At 69.3% G+C, this 25,429-nt stretch carries 24 protein-coding genes, 1 tRNA gene and 1 pseudogene; 15 read left to right on the forward strand and 11 right to left on the reverse strand.

Translation table 11 applies throughout. The features are described from left to right. Positions 1-32: 32 nt before the first annotated feature. Positions 33-115 (reverse strand) — tRNA-Leu (locus RWS82_RS04625). 112 nt (positions 116-227) lie between these two features. On the opposite strand from RWS82_RS04625, the gene RWS82_RS04630 reads away from it, so the two are divergent. Both RWS82_RS04630 and RWS82_RS04635 read left to right on the forward strand, forming a co-directional pair. After that, positions 228-1,523 carry a M20/M25/M40 family metallo-hydrolase gene (locus RWS82_RS04630; protein WP_314647365.1) on the forward strand — a complete coding sequence of 432 codons (1,296 nt, stop codon included), beginning with the start codon at positions 228-230 and terminating at the stop codon, positions 1,521-1,523. Between the two features lie 41 nt (positions 1,524-1,564). Further along, complete coding sequence (locus RWS82_RS04635; RefSeq protein WP_314647367.1) at positions 1,565-2,389, forward strand: undecaprenyl-diphosphate phosphatase; 825 nt, start codon at positions 1,565-1,567, stop codon at positions 2,387-2,389. Between the two features lie 16 nt (positions 2,390-2,405). Here the strand turns inward: RWS82_RS04635 and RWS82_RS04640 are convergent, their stop codons facing one another. Continuing rightward, positions 2,406-3,254 (reverse strand): PAC2 family protein, encoded by an 849-nt coding sequence (locus tag RWS82_RS04640; RefSeq protein WP_314647369.1) that lies wholly within the window; start codon positions 3,252-3,254, stop codon positions 2,406-2,408. A 92-nt stretch (positions 3,255-3,346) separates the two neighbouring features. Between RWS82_RS04640 and RWS82_RS04645 the strand changes: the two genes are divergently transcribed. The 9 genes from RWS82_RS04645 to lnt are packed head-to-tail and all read left to right on the forward strand — an operon-like array spanning position 3,347 to position 13,086. Next, positions 3,347-4,030 (forward strand): HAD family phosphatase, encoded by a 684-nt coding sequence (locus tag RWS82_RS04645; protein ID WP_314647371.1) that lies wholly within the window; start codon positions 3,347-3,349, stop codon positions 4,028-4,030. Next, on the forward strand, positions 4,027-5,046 hold the full coding sequence (locus RWS82_RS04650; RefSeq protein ID WP_314647372.1) for a tRNA (adenine-N1)-methyltransferase: 1,020 nt from the start codon (positions 4,027-4,029) through the stop codon (positions 5,044-5,046). Before RWS82_RS04645 ends, RWS82_RS04650 begins: the two co-directional genes overlap by 4 nt. Before the next feature lie 10 nt (positions 5,047-5,056). Continuing rightward, the gene (locus RWS82_RS04655) at positions 5,057-5,989 is read left to right on the forward strand and encodes a hypothetical protein (protein WP_314647374.1); all 933 of its coding nucleotides are present in this window, start codon (positions 5,057-5,059) and stop codon (positions 5,987-5,989) included. Continuing rightward, positions 5,989-6,984: a WYL domain-containing protein gene (locus tag RWS82_RS04660; RefSeq protein WP_314647376.1), complete on the forward strand. Its 996-nt coding sequence runs from the start codon at positions 5,989-5,991 to the stop codon at positions 6,982-6,984. The genes RWS82_RS04655 and RWS82_RS04660 overlap by 1 nt, the downstream gene beginning before the upstream one ends. Beyond that, entirely contained in the window at positions 6,981-7,973 is a 993-nt protein-coding gene (locus tag RWS82_RS04665) for a WYL domain-containing protein (protein WP_314647377.1), read from the forward strand. Before RWS82_RS04660 ends, RWS82_RS04665 begins: the two co-directional genes overlap by 4 nt. Before the next feature lie 28 nt (positions 7,974-8,001). Next, positions 8,002-8,265: a twin-arginine translocase TatA/TatE family subunit gene (locus RWS82_RS04670; protein ID WP_314647380.1), complete on the forward strand. Its 264-nt coding sequence runs from the start codon at positions 8,002-8,004 to the stop codon at positions 8,263-8,265. A 53-nt stretch (positions 8,266-8,318) separates the two neighbouring features. Next, the gene (gene tatC / locus RWS82_RS04675) at positions 8,319-9,083 is read left to right on the forward strand and encodes a twin-arginine translocase subunit TatC (protein WP_314648192.1); all 765 of its coding nucleotides are present in this window, start codon (positions 8,319-8,321) and stop codon (positions 9,081-9,083) included. Continuing rightward, entirely contained in the window at positions 9,080-11,554 is a 2,475-nt protein-coding gene (locus tag RWS82_RS04680; protein WP_314647383.1) for a DEAD/DEAH box helicase, read from the forward strand. The genes tatC and RWS82_RS04680 overlap by 4 nt, the downstream gene beginning before the upstream one ends. 2 nt (positions 11,555-11,556) lie before the next feature. Then, positions 11,557-13,086, forward strand: a complete 1,530-nt coding sequence (lnt, locus tag RWS82_RS04685) for an apolipoprotein N-acyltransferase (protein ID WP_314647386.1) — start codon at positions 11,557-11,559, stop codon at positions 13,084-13,086. Here lnt and RWS82_RS04690 read toward each other — a convergent pair. The 4 genes from RWS82_RS04690 to RWS82_RS04705 form a co-directional block, all read right to left on the reverse strand. Then, on the reverse strand, positions 13,083-13,466 hold the full coding sequence (locus RWS82_RS04690) for an RNA polymerase-binding protein RbpA (RefSeq protein WP_017202099.1): 384 nt from the start codon (positions 13,464-13,466) through the stop codon (positions 13,083-13,085). The two genes, lnt and RWS82_RS04690, sit on opposite strands and share 4 nt — an antisense overlap. Before the next feature lie 105 nt (positions 13,467-13,571). Further along, positions 13,572-14,348 (reverse strand): glycerophosphodiester phosphodiesterase family protein, encoded by a 777-nt coding sequence (locus RWS82_RS04695; protein WP_314647389.1) that lies wholly within the window; start codon positions 14,346-14,348, stop codon positions 13,572-13,574. Beyond that, complete coding sequence (locus RWS82_RS04700) at positions 14,345-15,274, reverse strand: SPFH domain-containing protein (RefSeq protein WP_314647391.1); 930 nt, start codon at positions 15,272-15,274, stop codon at positions 14,345-14,347. The genes RWS82_RS04695 and RWS82_RS04700 overlap by 4 nt, the downstream gene beginning before the upstream one ends. A gap of 9 nt (positions 15,275-15,283) precedes the next feature. Beyond that, complete coding sequence (locus RWS82_RS04705) at positions 15,284-15,757, reverse strand: NfeD family protein (RefSeq protein ID WP_314647393.1); 474 nt, start codon at positions 15,755-15,757, stop codon at positions 15,284-15,286. 118 nt (positions 15,758-15,875) lie between these two features. On the opposite strand from RWS82_RS04705, the gene RWS82_RS04710 reads away from it, so the two are divergent. Further along, entirely contained in the window at positions 15,876-16,640 is a 765-nt protein-coding gene (locus RWS82_RS04710; RefSeq protein ID WP_314647395.1) for an SDR family oxidoreductase, read from the forward strand. Between the two features lie 60 nt (positions 16,641-16,700). On the opposite strand, the gene RWS82_RS04715 is transcribed toward RWS82_RS04710, so the two are convergent. Beyond that, positions 16,701-17,288, reverse strand: coding sequence for a DUF308 domain-containing protein (locus RWS82_RS04715; RefSeq protein WP_314647397.1), 588 nt, complete (start codon positions 17,286-17,288; stop codon positions 16,701-16,703). Positions 17,289-17,433: 145 nt separating this feature from the next. Between RWS82_RS04715 and RWS82_RS04720 the strand changes: the two genes are divergently transcribed. From RWS82_RS04720 to RWS82_RS04730, 3 genes are all read left to right on the forward strand, one after another. Then, on the forward strand, positions 17,434-19,791 hold the full coding sequence (locus RWS82_RS04720; protein ID WP_314647399.1) for an excinuclease ABC subunit UvrA: 2,358 nt from the start codon (positions 17,434-17,436) through the stop codon (positions 19,789-19,791). Between the two features lie 256 nt (positions 19,792-20,047). Beyond that, entirely contained in the window at positions 20,048-20,539 is a 492-nt protein-coding gene (locus RWS82_RS04725) for a hypothetical protein (RefSeq protein ID WP_314647400.1), read from the forward strand. A gap of 84 nt (positions 20,540-20,623) precedes the next feature. Next, positions 20,624-21,955, forward strand: coding sequence for an MFS transporter (locus RWS82_RS04730; protein WP_314647401.1), 1,332 nt, complete (start codon positions 20,624-20,626; stop codon positions 21,953-21,955). Between the two features lie 31 nt (positions 21,956-21,986). Here the strand turns inward: RWS82_RS04730 and RWS82_RS04735 are convergent, their stop codons facing one another. The 4 genes and pseudogenes from RWS82_RS04735 to RWS82_RS04750 all read right to left on the reverse strand — a co-directional run bounded on the left by RWS82_RS04735 (position 21,987) and on the right by RWS82_RS04750 (position 25,429). Further along, positions 21,987-22,799 carry an arginase family protein gene (locus RWS82_RS04735; protein ID WP_314647402.1) on the reverse strand — a complete coding sequence of 271 codons (813 nt, stop codon included), beginning with the start codon at positions 22,797-22,799 and terminating at the stop codon, positions 21,987-21,989. 45 nt (positions 22,800-22,844) lie between these two features. Then, positions 22,845-23,590: pseudogene (locus tag RWS82_RS04740) on the reverse strand (formylglycine-generating enzyme family protein). Continuing rightward, a complete protein-coding gene (locus RWS82_RS04745; protein WP_314647403.1) occupies positions 23,587-24,345 on the reverse strand; it encodes an SGNH/GDSL hydrolase family protein in 759 nt (252 codons plus the stop codon). The pseudogene RWS82_RS04740 and the gene RWS82_RS04745 overlap by 4 nt, the downstream one beginning before the upstream one ends. Before the next feature lie 49 nt (positions 24,346-24,394). Next, a complete protein-coding gene (locus tag RWS82_RS04750) occupies positions 24,395-25,429 on the reverse strand; it encodes an LLM class flavin-dependent oxidoreductase (protein WP_314647404.1) in 1,035 nt (344 codons plus the stop codon).

Genomic DNA, 25,429 nt, shown 5'->3' on the forward strand with positions numbered 1-25,429 from the left:
CCGGGAGTCGATGACTCCCGGCCTCTTGTCCGTGCGCGGAGGGGGACTTGAACCCCCACGCCCTATCGGGCACTAGCACCTCAAGCTAGCGCGTCTACCATTCCGCCACCCGCGCAGGTGTTGGATCAGCCGTTCCCGGCCGAGAAATGACATTACCACGTTCGCGACCCCCGCTCGAACCGAGCGCGACGCCCGGGCGTGGCACGCCTCTTCGATAGCCTGGGGCCATGACCCCCTCGTCGCTCCCCGAGGTCGTGCGCGTCGCGGCCGACCTGATCCGCTTCGACACCTCGAACTACGGCGGCGGCCGGGCGGAGGGCGAGCGCGAAGCCGCCGAGTACGTCACCGCCTATCTGCAGGAGCTCGGCCTCGAGGTCGAGTCCTACGAGCCGATCCCGCGTCGGACCAACGTCATGGCGCGGGTCGCGGGTCGTGATCGGTCCTTGCCCGCACTCGTCGTGCACGGTCACCTCGACGTCGTCCCCGCCGTCGCCGAGGACTGGACGGTCGACCCCTTCGCCGGCATCGTGCAGGACGGGATGCTGTGGGGTCGAGGGGCCGTCGACATGAAGAACATGAACGCGATGATCCTCACCGCCGTCGCCGACATCCTGCGCGCGGGGGAGCGCCCCGCGCGCGATCTCGTTCTGGCGTTCTTCGCCGACGAGGAGAACGGCGGTGTGGAGGGATCGGCGCTCGTGGTGCGCGATCGCCCGGAATGGTTCGCGGGAGCGGAGACCGCGATCAGCGAGGTCGGTGGGTACTCGATCACCGTCGACGACCGACGCGCCTACCTGCTGCAGGTGGGGGAGAAGGCGCTGATCTGGATCCGCCTGGTGGCGCGCGGGCGCGCCGGCCACGGCAGCCGTCTGCACGACGACAACGCCGTGACCGCCCTCGCCGAGGCCGTGGCGAAGATCGGCCGAACGCGCTGGCCGCTGCGGCTCACTCCCACCACTTCCGCGCTCATCGCCGGCCTCGGCGAGCTCACCGGACGGGGGACCGACGACCCCGACGCCCTCGCGGCCGCCGCCGGGCCAGCCGAGGCGTTCCTGCGCTCCACGTTCCGCACCACGACCAACCCCACCGCGCTCAGCGCCGGGTACAAGCACAATGTGATCCCCGAGCGCGCCGAGGCGCTCATCGACGTGCGGGTGCTCCCCGGCACCGAGGATGCGGTACTCGCCGAGCTGCAGCAGATCGTCGGTGACGAAATCGAGATCGAGACGGTCGTGCGCGACATCGGCATGGAGACCCCGTTCGAGGGAGAGCTCGTCGAGGCGATGGTGGCGAGCCTCGGCCGGCACGACCCGGGCGTCCCGGTGATCCCCTACCTCCTCGGTGCCGGCACCGACAACAAGGCGCTGTCGACGCTCGGTATCACCGGGTACGGCTTCGCACCGTTGCGTCTTCCCGCCGACCTCGACTTCACCGGGATGTTCCACGGGGTCGACGAGCGAGTACCCGTAGACTCGCTTGTCTTCGGCCAGCGGGTGCTGGCCGATCTGCTGCGCTCGTACTGAGCGCCCGCGCACCCGCGCCCGTCGACTCCTCAGAAGGCCTCATGCATCTCCTCGAAGCGCTCATCCTCGGCATCGTCCAGGGACTGACCGAGTTCCTCCCGATCTCGTCCAGCGCCCATCTGCGCATCCTCGGCACTTTCCTGCCCTCCGGAGAGGACCCGGGAGCAGCGTTCACCGCGATCACCCAGATCGGCACCGAGGCCGCGGTGGTCGTCTTCTTCTGGCGCGACATCGTGCGCATCATCACGCAGTGGTTCCGGTCGCTGGTGGGCAAGGCGCCGCGCAACGACCCCGATGCGCGCATGGGGTGGCTCATCATCCTCGGCAGCATTCCGATCGTCGTGCTCGGTCTGCTGTTCCAGGACCAGATCGAAACGGTGTTCCGCTCGCTCTGGATCGTCGCGATCATGCTCATCGTGTTCGGCGTGCTCCTCGGCATCGCCGACCACGTCGGCGCGAAGAAGCGTGCCCTGAATCAGCTGACCTACCCGCACGGTGTCGCCTTCGGTATGGCGCAGGCCCTGTCGCTCGTGCCGGGCGTCTCGCGCTCCGGCGGCACCATCACGATGGGCCTGTTCCTCGGGTACGAGCGAGCCGCGGCTGCCCGCTACGCGTTCCTGCTCGCGATCCCGGCGGTGTTCGGCAGCGGGTTCTACCAGCTCGCCAAGAGCTGGGGAGAGCCGTCGTTCTTCTCGCTCGGCGACACCCTCGCGGCCACCGGTATCGCGTTCGTCGTCGCCCTCGGCGTGATCGCGTTCTTCATGAGCTGGATCTCGAAGCGCAGCTTCCTGCCGTTCGTGATCTACCGCATCGTGCTGGGTGCGGTCATCCTGATCCTGCTCGGCACGGGCGTCATCGCCGCCTGATACCGACGCCGGCGCCTCAGCGCTTGTGGTCGCCGGGTCCGTCGCCGCGGCGACGCAGATACCGCTCGAACTCCTGCGCGATGGCGTCGCCGGAGGCCTCCGGCGAGTCCCACGTGTCGCGGGTCTTCTCGAGCTGGCGGATGTACTCGCTCATCTCCTCGTCGTCGGCCGCCGCGGCGTCGATCGACGCCTCCCAGGCGGCCGCCTCGGTACGGAGGGAGGTGCGCGGCACGTCGACGCCGGTCAGCTCGTCGAGGCGATCGAGCAGCGCGAGGGTCACCTTGGGTGAGGGGGTGGAGTTGGCGACGTAGTGCGGCACGCTGGCCCAGAGGGTCGCCGTCGGGATGCCGGCGGACTCGGCGAAGTGCTCGAGCACGCTCAGGATGCCCACGGGCCCCTCGTACAGCGACTTCTCGAGACCGAGCTGCTCGCGCACCTGGTCGTTCTGGCTCGCCGCGAAGATCGAGATGGGGCGGGAGTGCGGCACGTCGGCGAGCATGGCGCCGAGGAAGACGAATCCGGTCACGTCGTCGCGCAGGGCGACGTCGATGAACTCCGATGCGAAGGCCTGCCACGTGCGCGCGGGTTCGACGCCGGTGAGGAGCCAGAACTCGGTGCCGGGGGCGGGGTCGCGAGGGCGCCAGAGCGTCGCCTCCGGCCACGTGAGGCGGCGACGTCCGTCGGAGTCGAGGCGAGACGACGGGCGGGTGTACTGGTAGTCGAAGTAGAGCTCGGGGTCGACGGAGTGCACGAGGTCGTAGGCGGTGTCCCCGCGCATCGCGGTGACCGCGCTGCTCGCGGCCTCGCCCGCGTCGTTCCAGCCGTCGAAGGCCACGATCACGATGCGCGAACCGAGAACATCCATCGTGATCCCCTTCCGTTCCCGTGCCGATGCGATCACCCCAGGCTAGTCGCGCGCGGCGGAGGTCGGGCGCGACAGGCGGATAACATGGCTCGGTGAGTATTCAGCCCCGCGCCGTCCTCTGGGACATGGATGGAACCGTCGTCGACACCGAGCCGTACTGGATGGCGGCGGAGACCCGCCTGGTCGAATCCTTCGGCGGTTCCTGGACCCATGAGGACGGCCTGCAGCTCGTCGGGAGCGGGCTCATCGACAGCGCGATCATCCTCCAGAACGCGGGTGTCCGGCTGGAGCCGCAGGCGATCGTCGACCATCTGACCGACGAGGTGCAGCGGATGCTCCGCAACGACGGCGTGCCCTTCCGTCCGGGTGCACGCGAGCTCCTGCTCGACCTCCATGACGCGGGCGTCCCCACCGCGCTCGTGACGATGTCGCTGCGCCGCATGGCGCTCAGCGTGGTCGAGCTGATCGAGTTCCCCGCGTTCCGACTCGTCGTCGCCGGAGACGACGTCGAGAACCCCAAGCCCCACCCCGAGCCGTACCTGCAGGCCGCGGCGCTGCTCGGCGTCGACATCGCCGACGCGGTCGTCATCGAGGATTCTCCGACGGGTGTGCGCGCCGGCGTCGCCTCGGGCGCCGTGACCCTCGGTGTGCCGCACATCGTGCCGCTCGACGACGCAGGTGCGCATGAACTCTGGCCGACGCTCGAGGGACGGCGCGCAGCCGACCTCCTCGACCTGCACGACCGCCGCACGACCACGGCAGGAGCCGCACGATGACCGAGAACCACAGCCACCGGCCCAGCGGCGCCTTCCGTGAAGGCGACCGCGTGCAGCTCACCGGGCCGAAGGGCCGGCTGCACACGGTGACCCTGCGCGAGGACGGCGAGCTGCACACCCACCACGGCGTGCTCCGCCACCGCGACCTCATCGGCCTCCCCGACGGCTCGGTGGTCGCCAACAGCTCCGGACACGACTACCTGGCGCTGCGGCCCCTTCTGCGGGACTTCGCGATGTCGATGCCGCGCGGCGCGGCCATCGTCTACCCCAAGGACGCGGCGCAGATCGTCATGCAGGCGGATGTCTTCCCGGGCGCGACGGTCGTCGAAGCGGGCGTCGGCTCCGGCGCGCTCTCGCTCTCGCTCCTGCGCGCGGTCGGTCCGGCGGGCCGGCTGGTCTCGTTCGAGCGCCGCGACGACTTCGCCGAGGTGGCTCGCGGCAACGTCGAGACGTTCTTCGGCGAGACGCCGTCGACGTGGGAGGTCGTCGTGGGCGATCTCGTCGAGGCGCTGCCGTCCACGCTCCCGGCGGGCACCGTCGACCGTGTGGTCCTCGACATGCTCGCGCCGTGGGAGTGCATCGACGTCGTCGCCGACGCGCTGACGCCCGGCGGCGTCGTGCTCTGCTACATCGCCACGGCGACCCAGCTCTCCCGGGTGGCCGAGTACATCCGCAGCACCGGCCTGTTCACCGACCCCGACGCGTCCGAGACCATGGTTCGCGGCTGGCACGTCGAGGGGCTCGCGGTTCGCCCGGACCACCGCATGGTCGCCCACACGGGCTTCCTGTTGACGGCCCGCCGCCTCGCTCCGGGCGCTGTGGCACCGTCGGTCAAGCGCCGGGCGTCGAAGTCAAGCTACGGCGACGAAGACGTCGAGATGTGGACCCCCGGCGCGGTGGGCGACCGCGAGATCAGCGACAAGAATCTGCGCAAGCGCGCCCGTGAGGCCGCCAGGGCGGCCGAGGGCGCGCGCATCGCGGCCACCGCGCGCGAATCGGAGCAGGACACCGAATAGACTGGAGGGCGTGCGTAAAACGTCCGCCGCTCTGGCCACCCTCAGCCTCGCCGTCCTCGCTCTGACCGGGTGCACGGCCGCGCCGACCTCCGGCGACGCCGCGTGCGAGCGGGCGGGCGGTAACACCGATCTGCGGGACGCCGTCTCGGTCGAGGGCGACATCGGCGGTCGCACCGATGTCGACCTGTTCACGCCGCTGTCGACGCCGAAGAGTTCGTTCGCCGACCTCGTCGTCGGTGACGGTCGCGCGCTGGCCGACGACGGTCAGGCGATGCTGCTGCAGCTGTCGATCTACGACGGCAGTACCGGCGAGAAAATCTACGACGAGCCCTTCGATGAGGCGACCAGCGCACCGATCACCATCGACCAGTGGGCGGAGCGCGTGCCCGGCCTCGCGCCGGCGCTCGAATGCGCGACGGCCGGCTCGCGGGTCGTCGCAGCTCTCACTCCCGAGGACTTCGGCCCGCAAAACGCCACGAACTTCGGCATCGACGACGACGGCGCCGCCGTCTTCGTGCTCGACGTCGTCGACGTGTACCTTCCGAAGGCCGAGGGCGCGCTGCGCTTCAACGACGCCCGCAACATGCCGACCGTCGTGCGGGCCCCCGACGGCACACCCGGGGTGATCATCCCCGACGTCGACGCGCCCGACGAGCAGACCGTGCAGACGCTGATCGAGGGCGACGGCGAGAAGCTGACCGCCGACCAGCTGCCCCTCGTCCACTTCACCGCCGTGGGCTGGGACGACAAGCAGGTGCTGCGCACCACATGGGGCGACGCGCCCATCATCGACTTCGCGCAGCTCGCGCCGCCGATCGCCGAGGCCCTCGTCGGCCACACGGTGGGGTCGCAGGTGCTCATCGTGGCGCCGAAGACCGACGGGTCCGCCGCCATGGCCTTCGTCGTCGACATCCTGGGCGCCGTCCCCGTCCCCTCGCCGTGATGGCCGCCCGGATTCCCGCGGAGGAGCGCCTCACGAACCTCGTGGTGGCGCTGATGGCCACGGAGATCGGGCTCACGAAGCAGCAGATCCTCGAGAACGTCTCCGGCTACCGGCAGCGCGCCGGGGCCGGTACGCGAACCGACGCGCTCGAGAAGATGTTCGAGCGCGACAAGGACGAGCTCCGTGCGCTCGGCATCCCCGTCGAGACGATCGGCGATGCGGCCGACCCGAACGACCTCCGCGAGGCCCGCTACCGGATCCCGCAGGCGGAGTACGACCTGCCGGAGGACATCGAGTTCACCCCGGCGGAACTCGCCGTGCTGCAGCTCGCGGGGAGCGTCTGGAGCGCGGAGTCGGTCTCGGGCGACGCGCAGTCCGGGGTGCGGAAGATCCGCGCGCTCGGCATCGACGGCGACGAGCCGATCATCGGTTTCGCGCCGCGGATCACGGCGCGCGACGCCGCGTTCGCGCCGCTGCAGGAGGCGATCGAGAAGACGCGCGTGGTGGTGTTCGACTACCTGAAGCCCGGGGAGGATGCGGCGCGACGACGTCGCGTGCGCCCGCTCGCCCTGGTCGACTACGAAGCGCGCTGGCACGTGTTCGGCGTCGACGTCGACCTCGACGAAGAGCGCACCTTCCTGTTGAGCCGCATCGTCGGCGCCGTCTCGGTCACCGCGGAACCGTTCGACGCGGCGCTGCGCGAGGGAGCGGGGGAGCGGGCGCTGTCCGGTCTGGAGGCGGTCGCCGCGGCGCATTCGGCCCTGCTCGAGGTCACGCCCGGCACGGAGGCTGCGTTGCGCCTGGGCCGCCGCGCCACCCCGGCCGTCCAGGGCATCCGCGTGCCCTTCGTCGATCTGCACATCTTCGCCGACGAGCTCGCGTCCTACGGACCGGAGGTCAGGGTGGTGGAGCCGGATTCGCTGCGCGATGCGGTGATCCTGCGGCTGACCGCGGTTGCGAGCACCCACGTCGATCGAGAGGAGGAACGACGATGAGCGCTGCACCGTCGCGTCCCCTGCTCGCTTCGGAGCGGGTGCGGCTGTACCTGACCCTCGTTCCGTACGTGCTCGAACACGGCCAGGTCTCCGTCGCCGAGGCCGCCGAGGAGTTCGGGGTGTCACCGCGCGAGATGCGCGCGATGATCGAGAAGCTCACGGTGATCGGTCTTCCCGGCGAGTCCGGCTTCTGGCAGCAGCCCCAGGAGATGTTCGACATCAACTGGGATCTGCTCGAGCAGGAAGACGTGATCGAGATCACGAACGACGTCGCCCTCCGGCGCGTCCCGCGCTTCACCGCCCGCGAGGCCGCGGCGCTCCTCGCCGGTCTGCAGATGGTCGCCGCGGTGCCGGCGGTCTCGGACTCGGGTCTGGTCGCCGGCCTCATCTCGAAGCTGTCGCGCGGTGCCGCCGACGCCCCCGCCGAGGTCGTCGTCGCGCCGAGCGCCGTCGACGAGGTGCGCGAGGCGGTCGCTCGCGGTCTGCACGAGGGGCGGGCGCTCTCGTTCCGCTATCAGGCCCCGGATGCTCCGATCACCACGCGCACCGTCGATCCGGTGCAGATCCTGATCACCAACGGCCAGTGGTACCTGCAGGGGTGGTGCCATATGCGACAGGCCATGCGCACCTTCCACCTCGATCGCGTGAGCGCTCCGACGCTGACCGACATCCCCATCACCCACGGCGGCGACCAGGTGCCCGAGGCCTTCTCGGAGGGCGTCGAGGATCGCCAGGTCGCTGTCCGGCTCCCGGATCGGCTGGCGCCGCTCCTCGGCGGGCTCCTGTCGGCCGATGACGTCGAATCGCACGACGCCGTGGTCACCGCGCACCTGCATCTCGCCGATCCTCGGGGTATCAAGCGCATCGCCGCCCGCTTCGGGGGAGCGCTCGAGGTGCTCGAACCCGGCATCGCACGCACGGCGACGCGGGAATGGGCGGCCGCAGGACTCGCCCTCTACCATCAGCCCACGTCCACCGACGCCGGGTAGACTGGCACCAAACTACGAGGAGACTCTCATGGGCAATCTATTCGCGGGTCCGCACCTGTGGATCATCCTCATCATCATCCTGCTCCTCTTCGGTGCGGCGAAACTGCCGGCACTGGCGAAGAGCATGGGACAGTCTGCACGTGTGTTCCGCGGTGAGATGAAGGCGATGAAGGCCGAAGACGCGGCCGAGAACACCGATGGCACCACCCCGGCTCCGGCCGACGGCACGGTGAAGAACCAGGCGGCAACGAACGACGCCGCCAAGCCGGAAACGCCACCGCAGACGTCGTAGGCGTGACCGAGATCCCCCTCGCGTCGCCCGAGAAGCCGCCCCGCGAGCGTCGGATGACGCTGGCGGCGCACCTCGTCGAGCTGCGCAAACGCCTCATCATCGCCGTGGCCGGCCTCGCGGTCGGCATGGTGGTGGCCTTCCTCGTCACCGACCCCATCATCTGGTTCATCACCGAACCCATCCGGATCCTCGATGAGCAGCGTGCCACCGAGACGCCGTTCGCCCAGCTCGTCTTCTCCGCGGTGTCGTCCGGTTTCGACCTGCGGATGCGCATCGCCCTGGCCATCGGTTTCCTGCTGTCCGCGCCGATCTGGCTGTGGCAGGTATGGGCGTTCATCATGCCGGGTCTCACCCGGAAAGAGATCCGGTACACGCTCAGCTTCGTCGGCGCCGCGATCCCGCTCTTCTTCGCGGGGTGCTACGTCGCCGTGCTCGTCGCCCCGCACGTGATCGAGATCATGTCGACATTCGTGCCCGAGGGCGGGGTCAACTACTTCGATGCGAAGCAGTACTACGACTTCATCTTCAAGTTCGTGCTCGTCGTCGGCATCTCGTTCGTGCTGCCCGTGTTCCTCGTCGCGCTGAACGTCGCCGGTGTCATGACCGGCCGTGCGATCCTCCGGGGGTGGCGCGTCGCCATCCTCATCGCCTGCCTGTTCGCGGCGATCACCACGCCGGCCGCCGACATCTTCTCGATGCTGCTGCTCGCGGGCATCCTGGTCGTGCTGTACTTCGCCGCCGCGGGGCTGTCGATCCTCTTCGACCGTCGCCGACACAAGAGAGAGGCCGCCGAGGGGCTGCTTCCGGGAGCCGTATGAGTTCACCGTCCGAGCGCTACGCCGCCGCGCGCCGCGCCTCCGAGCATCCCGAGACGGCGGCGTTCGCCGCACGTCAGCGCTTCGACCTCGATCCCTTCCAGGTCGCGGGCTGCCATGCGCTCGAGAACGGGCACAGCGTGCTCGTGGCCGCGCCCACCGGCGCCGGGAAGACCATCGTCGGCGAGTTCGCGGTCCACCTTGCGATGCAGACGCCGCGCGACAAGGCGTTCTACACCACGCCCATGAAGGCGCTGTCGAACCAGAAGTTCCGCGAGCTGGTCGACGTGTACGGTGCCGACGAGGTCGGTCTGCTCACCGGCGACACCAACATCAACGGCAACGCGCGCATCGTCGTGATGACCACCGAGGTGCTGCGCAACATGATCTACGCCGACTCGGCGGCGCTGCGCGATCTGCGCTACGTGGTCATGGACGAGGTGCACTACCTCGCCGATCGATTCCGCGGTGCCGTTTGGGAAGAGGTGATCATCCACCTCCCGGCCCCGGTGCGGCTCGTGTCGCTGAGCGCGACCGTGTCGAACGCCGAGGAGTTCGGCGACTGGCTCGACACCGTGCGCGGCGACACCGAGGTCATCGTCTCCGAGATCCGTCCCGTGCCGCTCGAGCAGCACGTGCTCGTCCGCGACGACCTCCTCCCGCTCTTCGACGATCGTGCCGGGGTGGCGACCGCTCAGGTCAACCAGGAGCTCATGCGCATCCGTTCGTTCACGGGATCGCACTACGAGAACAACCGCCGCGCGCAGTCGTACGCGAGCAACCGGCACGCCGGACGTCAGGCGAAACGGCCACCGCGCGGCGGGCAGCGACCGGTGCGGCCTGCGAACACCCGCCGCATCGAGCGGATGGACCGTCCGGACGTCGTGGCGCTGCTGGAGCGTTCGAACCTGCTCCCGGCGATCTTCTTCATCTTCAGCCGCGTGGGCTGCGACGCCGCCGTGCAGCAGGTTCGGCGCTCGGGCGTGCGGCTCACCACGGTCGACGAACGCAACGAGATCCGCTCGATCGTCGAGGAGCGCACCCGCACTCTCCAGGAGGAGGATCTCGGGGTGCTCGGGTACTGGGAGTGGCTGGACAACCTCGAACGCGGGGTCGCCTCGCACCACGCCGGACTGCTCCCGGCGTTCAAGGAGGTCGTCGAGGAACTCTTCCAGCGCAAGCTCGTCAAGGTCGTCTTCGCGACGGAGACCCTCGCGCTCGGCATCAACATGCCGGCCCGCACAGTGGTGCTCGAGAAGATGGAGAAGTTCAACGGCGAGGCCAGGGTCGCGATCACGTCGGGCGAGTACACGCAGCTCACCGGCCGTGCGGGGCGCCGGGGCATCGACGTCGAGGGGCATGCGGTCGTGCAGTGGACCGAGGGCATGGACCCGCAGGCCGTCGCTGCTCTCGCCTCGCGGCGCACGTATCCGCTGAACTCCAGCTTCCGCCCCACGTACAACATGGCGGTCAACCTGATCGACCTCTTCGGCAAGGCGCGAGCGCGCGAGGTGCTGGAGTCGTCCTTCGCGCAGTTCCAAGCCGACCGTGCGGTGGTGGGTCTCGCGCGCCAGGTGCGCGAGGCCGAGGCGTCCCTCGACGGTTATCGCGCGTCGATGACCTGCGAGCACGGCGACTTCGTCGAGTACTCGACGATCCGTCGAGAGCTGAGCGACCTCGAGAAGAAGAACCGTCAGGATGCGCAGGCGCCGCGCAGCGCGCGCGACAAGCGGATGAAGCGCATCCAGCAGCTCCGCACGTCGATGCAGCGCCATCCCTGCCACCGTTGCCCGGATCGCGAGGCCCATGCGCGGTGGGCGGAGCGTTACTGGAAGCTCAAGCGTCAGACCGACCGCATCCGCCGCCAGATCGAGACGCGCACGGGAACCGTGGCGCGCGTCTTCGACCGCGTGGTGGAGGTGCTCGAAACGCTCGACTACCTGCGCCGCGAGGGCGACGACATGACGCTCACGGAGTCGGGTCGGACGATGCGTCGCATCTACGGTGAACGAGATCTTCTCGTCGCCGAATCCCTGCGGCAGGGGCTCTGGTCGGGTCTCGATGCGCCGTCGCTGGCCGCGATGGCGTGCTGCCTCGTGTACGAACCGCGGCGCGACGAAGCGAACGCGGGGGAGCGGGGTCTGCCGCGCGGCGCGTTCCGCTCGGCATACGAGAAGACGTCGACGCTCTGGGCCGAGCTCGATGACCTCGAACAGGACCACCATCTGCCGGGAAGCGAGCCGCTGGCCGCGGGGCTCGCCGGTGCCATGTATTCGTGGGCGCGCGGCGGCATGCTCGACCGTGTGCTCGTCGAGGCCGACATGGCGGCCGGTGACTTCGTGCGATGGGCGAAGCAGACCATCGACCTGCTCGATCAGTTGTCGATCGTCGCCGAGGACGGAGCGCTCGCCCGCACGGCGCGCGTGGCCCTCGACGGAGTGCGCCGCGGCATCGTCGCGTACTCCTCGATGTGACGATGGCATCGAACGAAGGCGGCGCGCGTCGCCGTGCGCTGCTCCCGCTCTCGCTGGCTCTCCCGGCGGCGGCGGCCTCGGCATTGCTCATGGACCTCTCCTATCCGGAGGCGGGCGTCTGGATCCTCGCGTTCCCGGCCGTCGCCCTGCTCCTGCTGTCGCTCATCGGGCGACGGGCGGGCGGAGCGCTCCTCGTCGGGCTCGTGTACGGCCTCGTGTTCTACGCGCTCCTGGTGTCGTGGACGTCGCGCTACCTCGGGCCCGTGCCCTGGGCCGCTCTCAGCGTCGTCGAAGGGGGACTGACGGCGCTCGGTCTCGTTCCGTTGACCCTGGCCTACCGCTGGATTCCGCGCGCGCTACCCCGAGTCTGGGGACGGATGCTCGTGCTGCCGGCCGTCGTCGCGGCGCTCTGGATCGGCCGCGAGATGTTCGTCGGATCCTGGCCGTACGGTGGCTTCCCGTGGGCGCGCATCGGCATGACGCAGGCGATGAGCCCGCTCGCCCCGGTGACGTCGTGGGTCGGGGTCGGAGGACTCGGGTTCTTGATGGTGCTCGTCGTCGCCATGCTGATCGAAGCGACGCGGTTGCGTCTGTGGCGCCGCCCCGCCCCGCTCCTCGTCCCGGCGGCGATCACGGTGCTGCTCGTCGCGACGCCGATCTTCCCGACCGCGGCAGCGGGATCGATGCGGATCGCAGCCGTGCAGGGCAACGGTCCGACCGGATACTTCGACGAGCGGTCCCCGTTCGCAGTCGTGCGCGCGCAGACCGAGGCCACGCAGCCGCTCTACGGAGAGGACATCGATCTGCTCGTCTGGCCGGAGGGCGGACTCGACACCGACCCGTTCCAGAATGAGACGCTCGCGCGGCAGATGACGCTGGTCACCACGCGGATCGGCGCGCCGTTGCTCGCCAATGCGGCGACAGCGCGCGACGAGCGGTACTGGAACACGTCGATGCTGTGGACGCAGGACGGGGGAGCGGAGCAGACGCACGACAAGCGGCACCCGGTGCCCTTCGGCGAGTACGTACCCGATCGCGACTTCTTCTACGCGCTGGCCCCCGATCTCATCGGCCTGATCGGCCGGGAGTACACCCCCGGCACGAACGCACCGGTCGTGAACGTCGATGGGGTGCCGGTGGGGCTCGCGATCTGCTTCGACGTGATCTACGACGACGTGATCCACGAGGGCGTGGGCGACGGGGCGCAAGTGCTCGTCTTCCAGACGAACAACGCCGACTTCCGGGGCACGGACGAGAATCTGCAGCAGCTCGCTTTCGCCCGCATGCGCGCGATCGAGACGGGCCGCAGCGTCGTGAACGTCTCGACGGTGGGGACGAGCCAGATCATCCGCCCCGACGGCACGACCGTGACGAGCCTGGACGCAGATGAGGCCGGGGCGATGCTCGAGGATGTCGAGCTCCGCTCCGGCCTCACGGCGGGTGTGCTGCTGGGCCCCTGGGTGCAGCAGGTGCTGCTCTGGGGCGGACTGGGCGCGCTGGTCGTCGGGTGGTGGCGCGCCCGGCGCCGTTAGGCGCCGATCTTCTCCCGCGTCGGGTCTTCTCCCGCGCCACGGCGGGCGCGGATGAAGGCGAGGCGCTCCTCGAGCAGCTCCTCGAGTTCGGCGCGCGTACGGCGCTCCATCAGCATGTCCCAGTGCGTGCGGGCTGCCTTCTCATCGGTCGCCTCGAGCGTGACGGCCTGGCCGTCGACGTTGAGTCGTGCCTCGGCGCCGCAGGAGCGGCATTCCCAGGTCTGCGGCGGCTCGGCGTCTGCCGCGAACATCAGGTTCGTGACGTGGCCGCAGGTGTCACAGGTGTAGGTGGTCTCACGGCGCTCCATGAAAACGACGCCCTCTTCGCTCTGTAGGCTCTGGGCGCCGAGTCGGATGCCGCGCAGGCTGCGATCTGCCATTGTGTGGTCCTCTCGTCGCTGTCAGGTATAACGCTCCAGCCTGTGCGCTTCATCCACGCAACCGGTGTCCTGACGCGATTCACAGCGGAATCTCAGCGCCGGCGACTATTCGCGCGCGAGTACGGAGAGAGCCTCGTCCGCGCGGTCGGTGACGACGCCGTCGACGCCGACAGCGACGAGGCGTCGCATCTCCGACGGATCGTTCACCGTCCAGACGTGCACCTCGACCCCGCGGGAGCGGGCGGCACGCAGCAGCGCGGGTGTGAGGACGGTGAGGGGGCCGCGACGTTCCGGGATCTGCAGGGCGTCGATCCCCCGGAGGATGCGTGCGGGGGAGAGGCGCACGGTGCTCGCCGCCCGCACCGCGGCGATGGTCCGGAGACCGGCGGAGGTGGCGGGTCGCATCCCCGCGCCGGCTCGCAGCACGGCGGCGACCGTCGCGCGTCGATTGCGGTCCGCGAAGCTCGTCACCAGCGTGCGGTGCGTGTGCTCGGCCAGCACGGGGCCCAGGGGAGCGGCCGCGGCGAGTGTCTTGACGTCGATGTTGAACCGCGTCGACGGGAACAGGTCGAGAGCCTCCGCGACCGTGAGGATGCCGCCGTGCGCCTCGAAGACGCGGCTCAGCTCTCGGGTGCGGATGGTGTGGATCGGGCGCGGGTCGCCGGTCAGGCGCTGCAGCGTCTCGTCGTGGAAGAGCACGACGTCGCCGTCGGCGGTGACCCGGCAGTCGGTCTCGATGAACTCGACACCCGCCGCCTGCGCCGCGGCGAACGCCGCCGCCGTGTTCTCCCAGACGCCGGAGGCCTCACCCGCCGCAGTGATGAGACCGCGATGAGCGAGGACTCGGGGGTGCCGCGTCTTCTCGAAGTACGGGTGGGTCACACGCCGGGGGGAGGAGTCGCCCCGGGCTGACCGGGCTTCGGCGTGAAGGCGCTGCCGATGCCCTTGAGCGCCTCGGTGAGCTCGCTCGGGATGATCCACAGCTTGTTGGACTGCCCCTCGCTGATCTTGGGGAGCATCTGCAGGTACTGGTAGGCGAGGAGCTTCTCGTCGGGTGCGCCCTGGTGGATGGCGCTGAAGACGTTCTGGATGGCCTCGGCCTCACCCTGCGCCCGGAGCACGGCGGCCTGCTTGTCACCCTCGGCGCGGAGGATCTCGGCCTGCCGCATACCTTCGGCTTCGAGGATGGCGGACTGCTTGGTGCCCTCGGCGGTGAGGATCGCGGCGCGACGATCACGCTCGGCGCGCATCTGCTTCTCCATCGAGTCCTGGATCGAGACGGGCGGGTCGATCGCCTTGAGCTCGACGCGTCCGACGCGGATGCCCCACTTGCCGGTCGCCTCGTCGAGCACGACGCGCAGCTGACCGTTGATGTTGTCGCGGCTCGTGAGTGCCTCTTCGAGGTTGAGTCCACCGACGACGTTACGGAGCGTCGTGGTCGTGAGCTGCTCGACGGCACCCAGGTAGTTGGCGATCTCGTAGGTCGCCGCTCGTGCATCCGTGACCTGGAAGTAGACCACCGTGTCGATGGAGACGACGAGGTTGTCCTCGGTGATGACCGGCTGCGGCGGGAACGAGACCACCTGCTCGCGCATGTCGATCAGCGGCCGCAGGCGGTCGATGAACGGCACGAGGATGTTCAGACCCGGCGTGAGGGTCTTGTGGTAGCGGCCGAGGCGCTCTACCACTCCGGCCGTGGCCTGAGGAATGATCCGGATCGCGCGGGCGACGGTCACCACCACGAAGATGATGACCGCGATCGCGAGGATCCAGAGGATCGCGGTCGGGATGAACGAGGAGTCGTTCACAGATGTCTCCTAGTCGTTGACGGGACGGACGATGGCGGTGGCTCCGTTGATCGCACTGACGGCGACGGGCGCCCCCTGCGGGATGGCGACGGGCGTGGAGGTGCGCGCGGTCCAGGTGTCGCCGTTGCTCAGCTTCACCTGCCCGGAGATCTGCGTGATGTCGTGCAGGGCGATCCCCCTCAGGTCGAGGAGCGCGTCGACGTTCGATTTCGTCGGATCCTCCCCGCGGCGCAGCCGTCGGAGGAGGGGCGGGCGGAGGAAGAGGATGAAGAGCGCCGCGGCGGCTGCGGCGACGATCACCTGCGCCCAGAAGGGGATTCCGGCGAGGTCTGTGAGGAGTCCGACCGCGCTTCCGAAGCTGAGCATCAGGAAGGTGAAGTCGAGCGTCAGCATCTCGATCACCAGGAAGAGGGCGATCAGGACCAGCCATCCGATCCAGGCCCACTGGTCGATGAACTGCGCGAATGTCGACATGGTGTCCATGCGGCCTCCTTTCGGTCAACCTATCACGCGGGTGCTGCGGCCCGAGGGCTGCCGTGGCGCCCTTGCTAGGCTGGAACACCGCGCCATCGCGGCGCGCCACGCATCTTGAGGAGTCACCGTGTCCGACGTTCTTCCCGCAGGTTCCCTCGACGGCAAGGTCGCCCTTGTCACCGGTTCGTCGCGGGGGATCGGAGCCGACACCGTCCGGTATCTCGCGCAGGCCGGTGCCGACGTCGTCATCAACTTCCGCAACAAGGCGCCGCGTGCCGAGAAGCTCGCCTCCGAGCTGCGCGAGCTCGGACGCCGTGCGCTCGTCGTGGGAGCGGACCTGACCGATCCGGCATCCGTTGCCGAGATGTTCGAGGCCGTCCGCGCCGAATACGGCCGGCTCGACGTGCTCGTGCTGAACGCGTCCGGCGGCATGGAGTCGGGGATGGCCGAGGACTACGCCCTCACGCTCAACCGCGACGCACAGCTTTCGGTGCTGGAGGCCGCGCGTCCGCTGCTCTCCGACGGAGCTCGGGTGGTCTTCGTCACGAGCCACCAGGCCCACTTCATCCGCACGACGCCGACGATGCCCGAGTACGAGCCCGTCGCCCTCTCGAAGCGCGCGGGCGAAGACGCCCTGCGCGAGCTGATCCCCGGTCTCGCCGAGCAGGGCGTGGGCTTCACGGTGGTCTCGGGCGACATGATCGAGGGCACCATCACCGCGACGCTGCTGGAGCGTGCCAACCCCGGCGCGATCGCAGAGCGACGCGAGTCCGCGGGCAAGCTCTACAACGTGTCGGAGTTCGCGGCCGAGGTCGCCCGCGCCGCGGTCGACCCGGTGCCGGCCGACAACACCCGTCTGGTGGGTGACGTCAGCGCTTTCGCCGCCGAGTGATCTCGAGACGACGGCCCCGCCTCCTCCGGGAGAGCGGGGCCGTCGCGCTTCGCGGGGCGGTCAGCGCAGCGGCGCCGTGGAACGGATCGTTCGGGCTTCCTTGCCGAGAGTGATCGCTCGCACGAGTTGCACGATGCCGAGCGCCACCAGGGAGATGCCCAGCAGCAGCCAGAACGCGAGTCCGGCGACCAGCGGCGAGAACAGCACGAACACGCCGGCGACGATGCTGAGCACCGCGTACAGCAGCGTCCACACCTTCGACCCGTCGTGCCCGAGCAGACTCAACGACACGACGCCGTCGACGATCCAGCTGATGCCGATGAAGATCACGACCACCAGCGCGAGGGTCGCCGCGGCGGCCTGGAGATTGACGAAGGCGATGACGCCCGCCACGACGTAGAGCAAGCCCAGCGCGATATGGCCGACGCGCGACCAGCCGCCCCTGCCGCCCGTGAAGATACCGAGCCCGATGTACACCAGGCCGGCGACGACGAGGTAGAAGGCGAAGATCGCCGTGATGATCTCGGCGGTCTTGATCGGCCAGATCAGCAGCACGATCCCGGCGATGAGCGCGAGCGCCCCGGACACCGCGAGAGTGATGCGTATGGACTTGAGCAGCGAGCCGCTGCCGGTGGGGGATTCGGACATGAGGGATCCTTTCTGGGAGAACCCTGTGGTGGTGACAGGGTAGCGCTGGTGAGTGTCGGATGCACCGTGTACCGTGAAGCCGCCGCTCCCCGCGACTGCTCTCGACCGTCGGCATCCCGCTGCCGACCCGTCCCGAAGGATGCCGATGACCGCCGCAGCCCACCCCGCCGACGCCCACGACATCATCCGCGTGCAGGGTGCGCGCGAGAACAACCTCCGCGAGGTGAGCGTCGACATCCCGAAACGCCGCCTCACCGTCTTCACCGGGGTTTCGGGCTCGGGCAAGAGTTCTCTCGTGTTCGACACCATCGCCGCGGAGTCCCGACGCATGATCGACGAGACCTACAGCGCCTTCGTGCAGGGGTTCATGCCGTCGGTGCCGCGACCAGACGTCGACGTTCTCGAGGGGCTGACCACCGCGATCATCGTCGACCAGGAGCGGCTCGGCGCGAACCCCCGATCGACGGTCGGCACCGTGACCGATGCGAACGCCATGCTGCGCATCCTCTTCAGCAAGCTGGGTACCCCGTACATCGGCGGCCCGACCGCCTTCTCGTTCAACATCCCCACGCAGCGCGCCAGCGGCGTGATGACCGGGCCCGGCGGCGAGAAGAAGATCGTGAAGGATGCCATCTACCTCGGCGGCATGTGCCCGCGGTGCGAGGGCAGGGGAGCGGTGTCCGACATCGACCTCACCCAGGTGGTCGACGAGTCGAAGTCGCTCGACGAGGGCGCGATCATGGTTCCCGGGTACACGGCCGACGGATGGATGGTGAAGGGCTTCTCGCAGTCGGGGTTCTATCCGAGTGACAAGCCGATCGCCGAGTTCTCCGAGAAGCAGCGACACCTCTTCCTCTACGGCGAGGTCACCAAGGTGAAGATCGCGGGCATCAACATGACCTACGAGGGGCTCATCCCGAAGATCACGAAGTCGATGCTCTCGAAAGACCTCGATGCGCTGCAGCCGCACGTTCGGGCCTTCGTCGAACGCGCCGCGACGTTCGCGGTATGCCCCGAGTGCGACGGAACCCGACTCACCGAGGGAGCGCGATCGTCGAAGATCGACGGCGTCAGCATCGCCGACGCGTGTCGCATGCAGGTGACCGATCTCGCAGAGTGGGTGCGTGGACTGCGGCTCCCGGGCGCGACTCCGTTGCTCGAGGCCCTCTCCGCGAATCTCGACGCGTTCGTGACGCTGGGCCTCGGGTATCTGAGCCTCGACCGACCGTCGGGCACGTTGTCCGGGGGAGAGGCGCAACGCATCAAGATGCTCCGCCACCTCGGATCGTCGTTGACCGACGTGACCTACGTGTTCGACGAGCCGACGATCGGCCTGCATCCGCACGACATCGAGCGGATGAACGGGCTGCTGCGCAAGCTCCGGGACAAGGGCAACACGGTGCTGGTGGTGGAGCACAAGCCGGAGACCATCGCCATCGCCGATCATGTGGTCGATCTGGGGCCGGGTGCGGGAAGCGGCGGGGGAGAGATCTGCTTCGAGGGCACCGTCGAGGGGCTGCGCGACAGCGGCACGCTGACCGGACGGCATCTCGACGACCGAGCGCAGTTGAAAGAGGATGTGCGCTCGGCCACCGGAGCGATCGAGGTGCGCGGCGCGTCCACGCACAACCTGAAGGACGTCGACGTCGACATCCCCACCGGCGTGCTCACCGTCGTGACCGGCGTCGCGGGGTCGGGCAAGAGCTCGTTGATCCACGGCTCCGTGTCGAAGCGCGACGGTGTCGTGGCCATCGACCAGGGGGCGATCAAGGGGTCGCGCCGTAGCAATCCGGCCACCTACACCGGCCTGCTCGAACCGATCCGCAAGGCCTTCGCGAAGGCGAACGGCGTCAAGCCGGCGTTGTTCAGCGCGAACTCCGAAGGGGCGTGCCCGACCTGCAAGGGCGCGGGCGTCACCATCACCGAACTCGGTTTCATGGACACGATCGAGACGCCCTGCGAAGACTGCGGCGGCAAACGGTTCCAGGCAGCGGTGCTCGAGTACAAGCTCGGCGGGAAGGACATCACCGAGGTCCTCGATCTGCCGGTCGCGGAAGCGCGCGCGTTCTTCGCCGAGGGCGAAGCCGCTCTGCCCGCTGCGGCCGCCATCCTCCAGCGGCTCGACGACGTGGGGCTGGGCTACCTGTCGCTCGGGCAGCCGTTGTCGACGCTCTCGGGTGGCGAGCGGCAGCGCATCAAACTCGCGATCCAGATGGGCGGGCAGGGAGACGTCTACGTGCTCGACGAGCCGACCACCGGCCTGCACCTGGCAGACGTCGATAAGATCCTCAGACTTCTCGACCGGCTCGTCGACGCCGGCAAGACGGTCATCGTGATCGAGCATCATCAAGCGGTCATGGCGCACGCCGACTGGATCATCGATGTCGGACCGGGCGCCGGGCACGACGGCGGACGCGTCGTGTTCGAGGGAACGCCCGGAGCACTCGTCGCCGACGGCGGGACGCTCACGGCTGAGCATCTCGCCGCTTACGTCGGCGCGTGAGCGCTGCCGCGACCTTCAGTTCGCATCATCGGATAATCACCGATAATGCACATTATGTCAGTTTAAATCGAAGACCCGGCTCATAGTCCTCCCCGCACCTCCCGCCTTCTCGCTCAGAGCGCGGAGCGGAACAAGCCGTTTGCCGGTCAACCCTGGCCCGGCGGTACTGTTCCCCTCACTCCTGGTTGCCGCATGTGATTGACTGGCACGCGGTTCACCACTCATGCCGGATCACCGGCTCACCTTTGGGGGAAGAATGAAACGACAGATCGCCGCCTTCGCCATCGCCGCCGTCGCCGTGCTCGGTCTTGCGGGCTGCTCCGGATCGAGCGACGCCGAGCCGAAGGAGACGTCCTCGTCGTCGGCGGCCTCCTCCGCCCCGGAGAAGACGGAGAGCAGCTCCGGCCAGTCGGTCGCCGACGCGTGCGCCGAGGTCAACTCGCAGATCGTAGGCGTCGCGACCGAGCTCTCCTCGCTCGACGTGAACGCGGCCACGGCGGACCCGCAGGGCACCGTCGCCAAGCTGACCGAGACCGCGGACGCCATCGGCGCAGCGGCCGAGTCGGTCACCAACCAGGAGGTCAAGGACGGCGTGACGGCCGTGCACGAGGACTTCGTCAAGCTCCGCGACCTCCTCCAGCGCGTCCTGATCGACCAGGACACCTCCGCCGCGTCCGAGGTGGGTACGCTCGGCACCGACATCCAGGAGTCGACGCAGGCGATGTCGCAGCTCTGCGCCGCCGGCTGACACTCGGTTACGAAGGCCTCGCGGGCCCCGTCGTCTTCGCACGGCGGGGCCCGCAGTGTGTCGAGACGCGAGTAGCGTGGAGAGGTGCGCGCCCTCTCCTCCTCTCCCCAATCCGGACCGGGGTGGCGGGCATGGACGATCTGGTCGGTGGGCGTCGCGGCCTACGTGCTGGCGATCACCAACCGCACCTCGCTCGGCGCAGTCGGTGTCGATGCGGCCGAGCGATTCCAGGCGGATGCCTCGACCCTCGCACTCTTCGCGGTCGTGCAGCTCGCCGTGTACGGCGGCATGCAGATCCCGATCGGTCTGCTGCTCGACCGGTACGGGTCGCGCCCGATCATCACCATCGGCATGTTCCTGATGGCGGCGGGGCAGCTCACCATGGCATTCTCCCCCAGCATCGGCATCGCGATCATCGCCCGCATCCTGCTCGGCGCCGGCGATGCCGCTGTCTTCCCCGCCGTGCTGCGCCTCGTGGCCCTCTGGTTCCCGGCTCAACGGGGACCGCTGATGGTCCAGTTCACCGGCATCATCGGCCAGGCGGGTCAGCTGGTGGCCCTGGTGCCGGTCGCGGCGCTGCTGCACGCGACCTCGTGGACGATTACGTTCGGCAGCATCGCCGGTCTCGGCGCGCTCTTCACGGTGCTCGTCGCGGTCGTCATCCGCAACCGTCCGCCCGATCGCGACGCCGACGTCTCGGTGAACACCGACACGGGTGTCGTACGTGTGGTCACGTCGGCGATCGACACCGGCGTCGGCATCCGTGCTGCCTGGGCGCATCCCGGAACACGGCTGGCGTTCTGGTCGCACTTCACGACGCCCTTCGCGGGCACGGCGTTCGTGCTGCTGTGGGGCATGCCGTTCCTCACCGCGGCCCAGGGGCTTACCCCCGCCCATGCGGCGGGCCTCATCTCGGTGTACGTCGTGGCGGGCATGATTCTCGGTCCCCTCATCGGCGATCTGTCGCGGCGTCTCCCGAACCACCGCTCGCTCGCGCTCGTGCTCCCCGCGGTCGGGGTGCAGCTCGTAGCGTGGTGCGTCGTGATCGCGCTTCCCGGTCCGGCGCCGGCATGGCTGCTCGTGGTGCTCGCCGTCGCCCTCGCGACGGGCGGACCGGCGTCGATGATCGCCTTCGACCACGCCCGCACCCACAACCCCTCGCACCGGCTCAGCACCGCGACCGGGGTGACCAACGCGGGCGGATTCATCGCGGCCCTGATCGCGATCTTCCTCATCGGCCTGGCGCTCGATCTGCAGGGCGCCGGAACGCCCGAGACCTATTCGCTCGACGCGTTCCGCATCGCCTTCCTCGCGCCGATCCCGCTCTGGCTGCTCGGTACGGTGTTCATCATCGTGGAGCGCAAGCGCACGCGCATCCGTATGGGGCTCGATCCCGAGCGGCCGCGGCACCGCTGAGCATTCGACGCCGCTCCCCCGGCAGATCGAGTCAGTGCAGCAGGTGCTGGAAAGTCTCGATGATGAGCTCGACGCTCAGGTGCTCCGGCACGTCGGCATCGTCCGCCTCGAACTCGGCGAGCTCCACGCCGCGCACCGAGGCCAGCGGGAGGGCGGCGAAGATCGCGGCGACGTCGCGAGGCAGCAAACCCTCACCCACCCGGTAGGCGGCGGGGATGTATCCGGGCTCGAGCACGTCCCAATCGACGTGGATCCACACCGGCCGGCCGTCGACGAGTTCGGTCACACGCTCCGGGGTGCTCTCGGCCGGGGTGAGCACCGTCACCCCGGCGTCCGCCAACAGGTCGCCTTCGGCCGCGTCGATGTCGCGCCCACCGACGACGATCACCTGACGAGGGTCGAGACCCGCACCGTGCCCGCTGTCCCAGAGACCGCAGGCTGCCGCGAGGATCATCCCTCCGAGATAGCCGGACTCGGTCGTGGCAGGCGTGTTGAAGTCGCCGTGCGCGTCGATCCACAGCACCACGGCATCGGGGTGCCGTTCGGCGACCGTGGGCAGAGTACCGAGGCTCGCCGCGCAGGTGTTGGTGGCCAGGAGCGGTGTGCGCCCGGCGTCGAATGCGCTGCTGACCGCACGGCGCAGGCCGTCGAGCGTCTCCTGCGCCTGCGGGAGCGCCGCCGACCAGTCATCGTCGCGAGCCGGTGACGGGGTGCCCACCACCGCGGCATCGATGCCGAGCAGTGTCGAGAGTTCTGCGCCGACGCGCCGTGCGCCGACGAGCGCGCCGTTCGTGCGGTCGGCCACGCGGCCCTGGGAGATGATGAGCGAGAACGGCGACGACATCTCCCCACTCTTCCACGCGAGGCGCGGGCGCTCCAAAACCGTGGCTCAGCGACCGCGCGGCGTCCACCCGGACGGCAGGGGGCCGACGCGCTCCCCCGCTCGACATCGGCGACGGCCGACCACCCCTGTGCGGCCCCCGACCCGTCGAAGCCGCCGCGGGCGACGCGGAAGCCGAGATCGTCGTGATGCATCCGCGGGGCGCCGCCGCGACGCACCGATGCGCGCACGCTCCAGGCGTCGTCGGCGAACCCGCCCCCGCGGAACGTGCGGTAGTCGTCGTAGCGCGCGGGATCGAGGAGGTCCCAGCACCACTCCCAGACGTTGCCGAGGGTGTCGAAGAGTCCGTTCAGGTTCGGGATCTTGCCCCCGACCGGCTGCGGAGACGTCACGCCGTCGGCGGCCGTCCAGGCGGCGTCGGCGAGCGGGGCGTAGTGCGGGCCGGTCGAGCCCGCGCGGCACGCGAACTCCCACTCGGCCTCTGTCGGCAGGCGGAACCCGTCGGACGAGACATCCCACGTCACGTCCTCCCCGTCGAAGAAGTACGCCTGCTCGATGCCCTCCCACTCCGACAGCGCATTGCAGAAGTGCACCGCACGCAGCCAGCTGACGTCGGTGGCGGGGCGCTCCGGATTCGGTGCGGAGATGCCGAGGACCTCGGACAGCTGCTCCTGGGTCACCGCGTACACGCCGATCTCGAACGGCTCCAGGTCGACCGTGCGATGCGAACGTGAGCGGGCGTCGTGCAGAGTGACGCGGCCCCCGGAGAGACGGCGCATCTCGACATCGCTCATGCGCCGGGGACCTGCTGCACCCATTCCGGGTACTTCGCGGTTCGACCATCGCCCGACGAGGTGCGCGTGACACGACGCCGCACCCACGGGCCGACGAACTCGCGGTAGTAGGCCAGGCCCGAGGGGCCCGCTCCCCCGCGCTCGCGCGGCGCCCACCATTCCTTCGGCGGTTCGAGCCCCAGCGCGTCGAGCACTCGCGCCGCGACGCGATGATGACCGAACGCGTTCATGTGCAGCCGGTCCTCCGACCAGTACGCGGGCTGCGCGAGTTCGCGGTCCGGCCAGTTGAGGGCCTGCACGACATCGTCTCGGTCTGCGACGCGCCGGAGGACCGCCTCGGACAGCTGGTCGCCTCGGCGGTGCACGAGCGGCCCCATCGGCAGCTGACCGCTTGGGTTCGCGCCCGACAGCAGGATCATCGTGACGCCCTCCTCGTCGCATCTCCGCAGCACGTGCGAGAAGGCGTCGGCGATGCGCTCCATGTCGGCGCGGGGACGCAGCATGTCATTGCCGCCGCCGTTGAACGAGAGGTGCGTGGGCCGGAGCGCGAGCGCCGGCTCGAGCTGCTGCTCGACGATCGGCCACGCGAGCTTGCCGCGGATCGCCAGGTTCGCGTAGTCGATCGGCTGCCCCAGGGCATCCGCCCATCCCTGCGCGGCGATGTCCGCCCACCCGCGCTCCCGCCCATCGGGGAGGACGTCGCCGACGCCTTCGCTGAAGGAGTCGCCGATCGCCACGAAACGCACATCTGCCATCGGACCAGCCTATTCCCGGGGAGCATGGGCGGGCTCCCCGGGATGCCGGTCAGTCCTGCTTCGCGAGCAGCGCGCGGACGCGCGGAATCACCTCGGTGCCGTAGAGCTCGATGCTGCGCATCATCGCCTCGTGCGAGAGCGTGCCCGTCGCGTACTTGAGGTCGAACCGCCCCAGGCCGAGCGTGGTGATGGTCTGCGCGATCTTGGCGGCCACACGCTCGGGCGACCCCGAGTAGATCGCACCCTCCGGGCCGATGTCGTTCTGGAACCGAGCGCGGCTGTACGCGGGCCAGCCCCGTTCGCGGCCGATGGTGTTGTTCATGGCCTCGAACCCGGAGTAGGCCGCATCCCACGCCTCGGCGTCGGTGACGGCGATGTGGCCCGGTGAGTGCACCGCGATCGGATGCTCGGTCGAGCCGAACGACGCCACCGACCGGTGGTACAGATCGACGAAGGGACGGAACCGTGCGGCGGGCCCACCGATGATCGCGAGCATGAGCCCGAGGCCGTGCCGGGCGACGCGCACGACGGACTCCGGGCTGCCGCCCACGCCGACCCAGGTGCGCAGCCCCTTCTCGGTCTTGGGGAAGACGTCGGCGTCGTCGAGCGGCGCCCGCATGGTTCCCGACCAGGTCACCGGCTTCTCGGCGAGGAGCTGCGTGAACAGATCGAGCTTCTCCTCGAACAGCGCATCGTAATCGCGCAGGTCGTAGCCGAACAGCGGGAAGGACTCGATGAACGAACCGCGGCCGAGCACGACCTCCGCGCGGCCGTTCGACACGGCGTCGAGCGTGGCGAACCGCTCGTACACCCGCACTGGATCGTCCGAGGAGAGCACGGTGACGGCGGTGCCGAGTCGCAGGCGCTCGGTGCGCGCGGCGATGGCCGACAGCACCATCTCGGGTGCGGACACCGCGAACTCGCGACGGTGGTGCTCCCCCACTCTGAAGAAGTCCACGCCCACGGCATCCGCCATCTCCGCCTGTGCGATGACGTTGCGGATGGTCTGCGCGCCGCTGAGCAGTTCGCCGTCGCTCCCCCGGGTGATGTCGCCGAAGGTGTCGAGCCCGAATTCGATGTCCAT

The sequence above is a fragment of the uncultured Microbacterium sp. genome, from assembly GCF_963528945.1.
GTDB lineage: Bacteria > Actinomycetota > Actinomycetes > Actinomycetales > Microbacteriaceae > Microbacterium.

What these genes read in the sequence shown, in the direction of transcription:
- RWS82_RS04630 (WP_314647365.1), top strand. Translation starts at nt 228, where the DNA reads ATGACCCCCTCGTCGCTCCCCGAGGTCGTGCGCGTCGCGGCCGACCTG.
- RWS82_RS04635 (WP_314647367.1), top strand. Translation starts at nt 1,565, where the DNA reads ATGCATCTCCTCGAAGCGCTCATCCTCGGCATCGTCCAGGGACTGACC.
- RWS82_RS04640 (WP_314647369.1), bottom strand. Translation starts at nt 3,254, where the DNA reads ATGGATGTTCTCGGTTCGCGCATCGTGATCGTGGCCTTCGACGGCTGG.
- RWS82_RS04650 (WP_314647372.1), top strand. Translation starts at nt 4,027, where the DNA reads ATGACCGAGAACCACAGCCACCGGCCCAGCGGCGCCTTCCGTGAAGGC.
- RWS82_RS04660 (WP_314647376.1), top strand. Translation starts at nt 5,989, where the DNA reads ATGGCCGCCCGGATTCCCGCGGAGGAGCGCCTCACGAACCTCGTGGTG.
- RWS82_RS04665 (WP_314647377.1), top strand. Translation starts at nt 6,981, where the DNA reads ATGAGCGCTGCACCGTCGCGTCCCCTGCTCGCTTCGGAGCGGGTGCGG.
- RWS82_RS04670 (WP_314647380.1), top strand. Translation starts at nt 8,002, where the DNA reads ATGGGCAATCTATTCGCGGGTCCGCACCTGTGGATCATCCTCATCATC.
- tatC (WP_314648192.1), top strand. Translation starts at nt 8,319, where the DNA reads ATGACGCTGGCGGCGCACCTCGTCGAGCTGCGCAAACGCCTCATCATC.
- RWS82_RS04680 (WP_314647383.1), top strand. Translation starts at nt 9,080, where the DNA reads ATGAGTTCACCGTCCGAGCGCTACGCCGCCGCGCGCCGCGCCTCCGAG.
- lnt (WP_314647386.1), top strand. Translation starts at nt 11,557, where the DNA reads ATGGCATCGAACGAAGGCGGCGCGCGTCGCCGTGCGCTGCTCCCGCTC.
- RWS82_RS04690 (WP_017202099.1), bottom strand. Translation starts at nt 13,466, where the DNA reads ATGGCAGATCGCAGCCTGCGCGGCATCCGACTCGGCGCCCAGAGCCTA.
- RWS82_RS04705 (WP_314647393.1), bottom strand. Translation starts at nt 15,757, where the DNA reads ATGGACACCATGTCGACATTCGCGCAGTTCATCGACCAGTGGGCCTGG.
- RWS82_RS04715 (WP_314647397.1), bottom strand. Translation starts at nt 17,288, where the DNA reads ATGTCCGAATCCCCCACCGGCAGCGGCTCGCTGCTCAAGTCCATACGC.
- RWS82_RS04720 (WP_314647399.1), top strand. Translation starts at nt 17,434, where the DNA reads ATGACCGCCGCAGCCCACCCCGCCGACGCCCACGACATCATCCGCGTG.
- RWS82_RS04725 (WP_314647400.1), top strand. Translation starts at nt 20,048, where the DNA reads ATGAAACGACAGATCGCCGCCTTCGCCATCGCCGCCGTCGCCGTGCTC.
- RWS82_RS04735 (WP_314647402.1), bottom strand. Translation starts at nt 22,799, where the DNA reads ATGTCGTCGCCGTTCTCGCTCATCATCTCCCAGGGCCGCGTGGCCGAC.
- RWS82_RS04745 (WP_314647403.1), bottom strand. Translation starts at nt 24,345, where the DNA reads ATGGCAGATGTGCGTTTCGTGGCGATCGGCGACTCCTTCAGCGAAGGC.
- RWS82_RS04750 (WP_314647404.1), bottom strand. Translation starts at nt 25,429, where the DNA reads ATGGACATCGAATTCGGGCTCGACACCTTCGGCGACATCACCCGGGGG.